The organism is Rhizobium sp. P1_E1 (assembly GCF_056406015.1).
In genome coordinates this window covers 1-4,861 of sequence record NZ_JBFUAY010000286.1, presented here as the reverse complement: position 1 = coordinate 4,861, position 4,861 = coordinate 1, and the positions used below count along the sequence as shown (strand labels likewise).

Annotated in this window: 5 protein-coding genes; all 5 read right to left on the bottom strand. The window is 61.3% G+C overall.

The genetic code is table 11. The annotated features are described in order from the left end of the window. Nucleotides 1-1,237: FAD-binding oxidoreductase (locus AC1D1Z_RS34095; RefSeq protein ID WP_477853224.1), on the bottom strand; the 1,237-nt coding region annotated here is incomplete at its 3' end. A gap of 1 nt (nucleotide 1,238) precedes the next feature. Continuing rightward, nucleotides 1,239-2,552: a cytosine deaminase gene (locus AC1D1Z_RS34090; protein ID WP_018245573.1), complete on the bottom strand. Its 1,314-nt coding sequence runs from the start codon at nucleotides 2,550-2,552 to the stop codon at nucleotides 1,239-1,241. Next, on the bottom strand, nucleotides 2,552-3,394 hold the full coding sequence (locus AC1D1Z_RS34085) for an ABC transporter permease (protein WP_477853223.1): 843 nt from the start codon (nucleotides 3,392-3,394) through the stop codon (nucleotides 2,552-2,554). Before AC1D1Z_RS34085 ends, AC1D1Z_RS34090 begins: the two co-directional genes overlap by 1 nt. Next, nucleotides 3,394-4,218 carry an ABC transporter ATP-binding protein gene (locus AC1D1Z_RS34080; protein ID WP_018245575.1) on the bottom strand — a complete coding sequence of 275 codons (825 nt, stop codon included), beginning with the start codon at nucleotides 4,216-4,218 and terminating at the stop codon, nucleotides 3,394-3,396. Before AC1D1Z_RS34080 ends, AC1D1Z_RS34085 begins: the two co-directional genes overlap by 1 nt. A 75-nt stretch (nucleotides 4,219-4,293) precedes the next feature. After that, nucleotides 4,294-4,861: ABC transporter substrate-binding protein (locus tag AC1D1Z_RS34075; RefSeq protein WP_477853221.1), on the bottom strand; the 568-nt coding region annotated here is incomplete at its 5' end.

The window sequence follows — 4,861 nt, the reverse complement described above, 5'->3', positions numbered from 1 at the left end:
CTTCAAGCGTATAGCGGTGCGGGTTGAAGATCGGGCATCCATTGTCCTGGTGGATCTTGATGATCTCTTCCAGCCGCTCTTCGGTGGTATAGCGGACCAACGGCAGGCCGGAGCACTGGATCTGGCCGTCAAACTTGATGAATTCGAGATGCCCTGGCACTTCGTCACCGAAAATTTCGACCATCTTCCGCACCTTGGCGACATGGTCCGGGCCTGGATATTGCACCTGCAGATAGGTGAAGCTCGGGTCGACCTTCAGCGCACGCAATGTCGTGTGGTTCCAGGCAAGCTCATAGGCATGCGGAATGCCGCGCATGCTTTCCACTTTGTCGGAGCGGAACATGATCTCGCCCTTCTGCGCCGCCGTGAAGGCAAGAAAGGCATCCATGGAGTGCGGCGCAATCATCAGCACGACGATCGACTGGCCCTGACGGATGTAAGGCTTGTGGCGGGTGAAATAATCGAAAGGAATGGGAGCGGCGATCGGCGCGATCTCCTTGACGAGGATGCCGTTGCATTTCGCCAGCGCGTCGGAGAAGCGCACCGCTTCCATGAAGTCGTCATAGCCGACGAGCACATCGACCCAGTCATAGGCAGGTGCGAGCGGCATCTCAATCTCGGTGATGATGCCGTTCGTGCCGTAGGCATGGCTCACTTTCTGGAGATCCCAGCCGGTGAGATCGAGGACGCGCGGTTCGGCCTCCATGGTGACGACGCGCAGCCGCAGGATGTTGCCGAGGTCGCGCAAGCCGCCCCAGGTGATCGAGCCGACGCCGCCAGAACCGCCGGCGATGAAGCCGCCGACCGTCGCCGTCTGGGCGGTGGAGGGGTGGAAACGCAGCTCTTGGCCGGAATGGGCCTTGGTCTGCTTGTCGAGTTGGGCAAGCACGATGCCCGGTTCGCAGATGACGCGGCCGGGATGGATCTCCTTGATCTTGTCCATGGCTGCAAGATTGAGAACGATGCCGCCGGAAAGTGGCATGGCCTGGCCGTAATTGCCGGTGCCGGCGCCGCGCGGCGTGACCGGCACGCCATGGGCAAAGGCGACCTTCAGCGTCCGGATGACCTCTTCCTCGGTCTTCGGTGTGACGACGATATCGGCCGTCACATTGTCGAGCTGGGCTTTGAGTACAGGCGAATACCAATAGAAATCCCGGCTCTTCTGGCGAACCAGCGCCGGATTGTCCTCAACGGCGATGCCTTCGAGTTCCTTTTTGATCTTCTGATAATCGGCCATGTCAGGCTCCAACGACGTTATCGAGTTCACGGTAATCCGGCAGGCTGCGGTCGATCACCTTGCCGCGGCGAAGCACGACGCGGTCAGACTGCGGACGGGACAGGAATTCACTCCAGCGCCGCGCGCTGAAGAGCACGAGATCGGCCGGATCGCCGGCGGCGATACGGCCCTTGTCCGACCGTCCGACGATGGCGGCGGGCGAGGTGGTGACGACGCGGGCGGCAGTATCGAGCGGATGGTCGAGATGCAGAATCCTCACGGCCTCGCGGAAGACCTCCACTGGATCGAGATCGCCATAAGCATAGAAGGGGTCACGCGTATTGTCGGATGCGACCGCGGTCGCGACACCGGCAGCGGCCAGCTCCTTGAACAGCGTGACGCCGCGCCAGCGCGGGGTGCGGCCGGGATAGCGATCCTGTAGATACATGTTGCACATCGGCAGTGCGATGACCGCGATACCTGCCTTGGCGACCAACGCGACGGTGCGCGCGGCGGTGTCTTCGTCCTGGCGGGCGAGCGAGCAGCAATGGCCGGCGGTCACCTTGCCCTCGAACCCGTTGCGCAGCACGGCCTCGGCGATTGCCTTCAGTGTCTCGGCGCCGCGATCATCCGTCTCGTCCACATGCAGATCGACATCCAGGCCATGCTCCGCGGCAGTCCTGAAGAGCGTGTCGAGCTGCCAGACAAGCTCCGGCCCCATCCTGGTGACGCCGCCAAGCAGGCCGCCGGTCTGCCGGATGACCGTGACGAGATCGGCAAAGAAGGTGCTGTCTGCCATGGCATCCAGCGGGAAGAGGGCGACCGCCTGCAGCGCGATCCTGTCCTTCCAGGCATCCCGGATTTCGTCAAAAACTTCGAAGGAGATGCGATGCTGGGGCGCAAGCGAATCCAGGTGCGTGCGGATCAGGCTGGTCCCATGGGCATAGGCGGAGCGGAGCGAGAATTCCATGCGCCGTTTGACGTCCGCGGCCGACCAGTTGGCTTCCCGGTCGGCCCTGACGGCATCGAGCGCGCCCATGAAGCTGCCGTCGGGATTGGCCTGGCGTGGCCAGATATGGCCTTTGTCGAGATGAGTATGGATATCGGCAAAACACGGCCAGACCATGCCGTCCTTGAGATCGATCCTGGCATAATCGGCGGGTGCGGCGCCGGCCGGCCGGATGGCTGCAATCATGCCGTCGCTGATGACGATATCGACCGTGGCCAGTCCCTCGGTGATTGGCACGTCGACATGCTCGAGGGTGACGACGGGCACTGTCGCATTGCTCAGCACGAAGCGGGCCGCATTTGGCGGGGATATGAAAGAATAAGTCATCAGTTTTCCCGTTTGATGCTGCTTTCATGCCAGCGGTGAAGGCTCAGCCAGGCAATGAGGGTGGTGAGGCCGAAGATCGCTACCCCAAGCATGGAGAGCATCAACAGCGCTGCGAAGAGGCGCGGGATGTTCATCCGGTACTGCGCTTCGAGCAGGCGGAAGGCGAGGCCGGAGCCGGCACCGGCGGAGCCCGCGGCAAATTCAGCGACGACGGCGGCGATCAGCSCGAGCCCGCCGCCGATGCGAAGACCGGTCATGAAATAGGGCTGGGCGGCCGGGATCTTCAGATGGATCAGCGTCTGCCAGCGCGAGGCGCCATAGAGCTCGAAGAGGTTGATGAGGTTATGGTCGACGCTCTTCAGGCCCTGCACCATGTTCGACAGGATCGGGAAGAATGCGACGAGGAAGGCGCAGATGAGGAGCGCGACCTGCGTGGAGGGAGCGTAGATCAGGATCAGCGGCGAGATCGCCACGATCGGCGTTACCTGCAGGATGACGGCAAGGGGATAGAAGGCAAGCTCGACCCAGCGCGATTGCACCAGGAAGATCGCAAAGCCGACGCCGCCGACAAGCGCCAGCATCAGCGACATGAAGGTGATCTTGGTGGTGACCCAGAGGGCAGGGGCGAGCGTACCCCAATCCGTCACGAAGGCATTTGCCACAGCGGCCGGTCCTGGCAGGATATAGGGCGGCACGCCCGACAGTTTCACATAGGCGTACCAGACGAGGATCAACAGAGCGATGACGAGGAAGGGGATTGCGATGCGCAGCGCAAGATCGCGGCGCCTTGCGCTTGCGGTACCCTTAACGAGCAGCGGCGATGTGTCTGTTTCATCACTCATCAATGATCCCCTGCCGAATTGATCGCCCCGATCAGCGAATGCGATACCGTTTCGCAGGCCTTGCGGTATTCTTCCGAGGTGCGGTAGTGCGCGTCGCGTTCGAGGCTGGTGATCAGCGGGACGTCGGCATGCACGCGCCCGGGCCTTGCCTTCATCACGACGATGCGGTTCGAGAGATAGGCGGACTCGAAGACCGAATGCGTCACGAAAATCACCGTAATGCCGGTCGCCTTCCACAGCCGCAGCACGTCGTCGTTGAGTTTCTGGCGGGTGATCTCATCGAGCGCGGCGAAAGGCTCGTCCATCAGCAGCAGCTTCGGCTTCGTCACCAGCGCACGGGCGATCGAGACGCGCATCTTCATGCCGCCGGAAAGTTCGCGCGGATAGGCCTTGGCAAAATCCTGAAGGCCGACAGTGGTCAGCACTTCCATGATCTGATCATGCGCGGCTGCCTTCGAAACGCGCCTCAACCTCAGCGGCAGATGGACGTTGTCGAACACGTTCTTCCAGGGCATCAACGTCGGCTCCTGGAAGACAAAGCCGATATCGCCCTCCGGCAGACCTCTGGAATTGATGCGCGAACTCGGCCAGTCGATCGTTCCCGAGGTGACATCGCCGAGACCGGCTATGATGCGCAGCGCCGTCGACTTGCCGCAGCCGGAAGGGCCGAGCAGGCTGACAAACTCGCCGCTTTCGACCGTGAGCGACATGTTCGAAAGAGCGACAGTGCCGCTGGAAAAGACCTTCGAGACCGACTGCATGACAACAAGCGGCCGCTTGCGCGTCTCTTTCGGGGATACCGCCTGGATGTCTGCTGGGAGCATTGCTGTCTCGTTCATGCGGGAGGATACGGCCCGCCACGTCCTCAATGGCGGACCAGGGGAGAGCCGTCGGTCGGCCTACTTCTTCAGTGCCACACCGGTGCTCTTGCAGACGAACTTCGTCGTAAACGCTTTGGTGTAATCCGTCTCCGGCTTGAAGACCTTGATCGCCACCATCTCGTTGAAGAACGTCTTGTAGTGCGCATCGGTGATGCAGCCGATGCCCTTGTCGAGGCTGTCGCCGGATTCGATGATGCCGTATTCCTTCATCTTGGCGATCGAGTAGGCGAGCTGGCCATCCGTCATTTCAGGATTATCCTTCTTGATCAGCTCGTTCGCCTTGCTGTTGTCGCCATGGAGGTAGTTGTACCAGCCCTCGATCGAGGCATCGACGAAGCGCTGCACGACATCGGACTTGCTGTCGATCATCGCCTGTGTTGTCGTGATCATCGTCGAATAGGGCGAGTAGCCGTTGTCGGCGAGCAGGAAGACCTTCGGCTCGAAGCCTGCCTGCTTCTGGATCTCGTAAGGTTCGGAGGTCAGGTACCCCTGCTGGGCAGAGTCCTTGTCTGCGAGGAAGGGGGCGGGACTGAAGTTATAGGGCTTGTACTGCTCGTCCTTGAAACCTTTGAAGTTTGCCTTCATC

What these genes read in the sequence shown, in the direction of transcription:
- AC1D1Z_RS34090 (WP_018245573.1), bottom strand. Translation starts at nt 2,552, where the DNA reads ATGACTTATTCTTTCATATCCCCGCCAAATGCGGCCCGCTTCGTGCTG.
- AC1D1Z_RS34080 (WP_018245575.1), bottom strand. Translation starts at nt 4,218, where the DNA reads ATGCTCCCAGCAGACATCCAGGCGGTATCCCCGAAAGAGACGCGCAAG.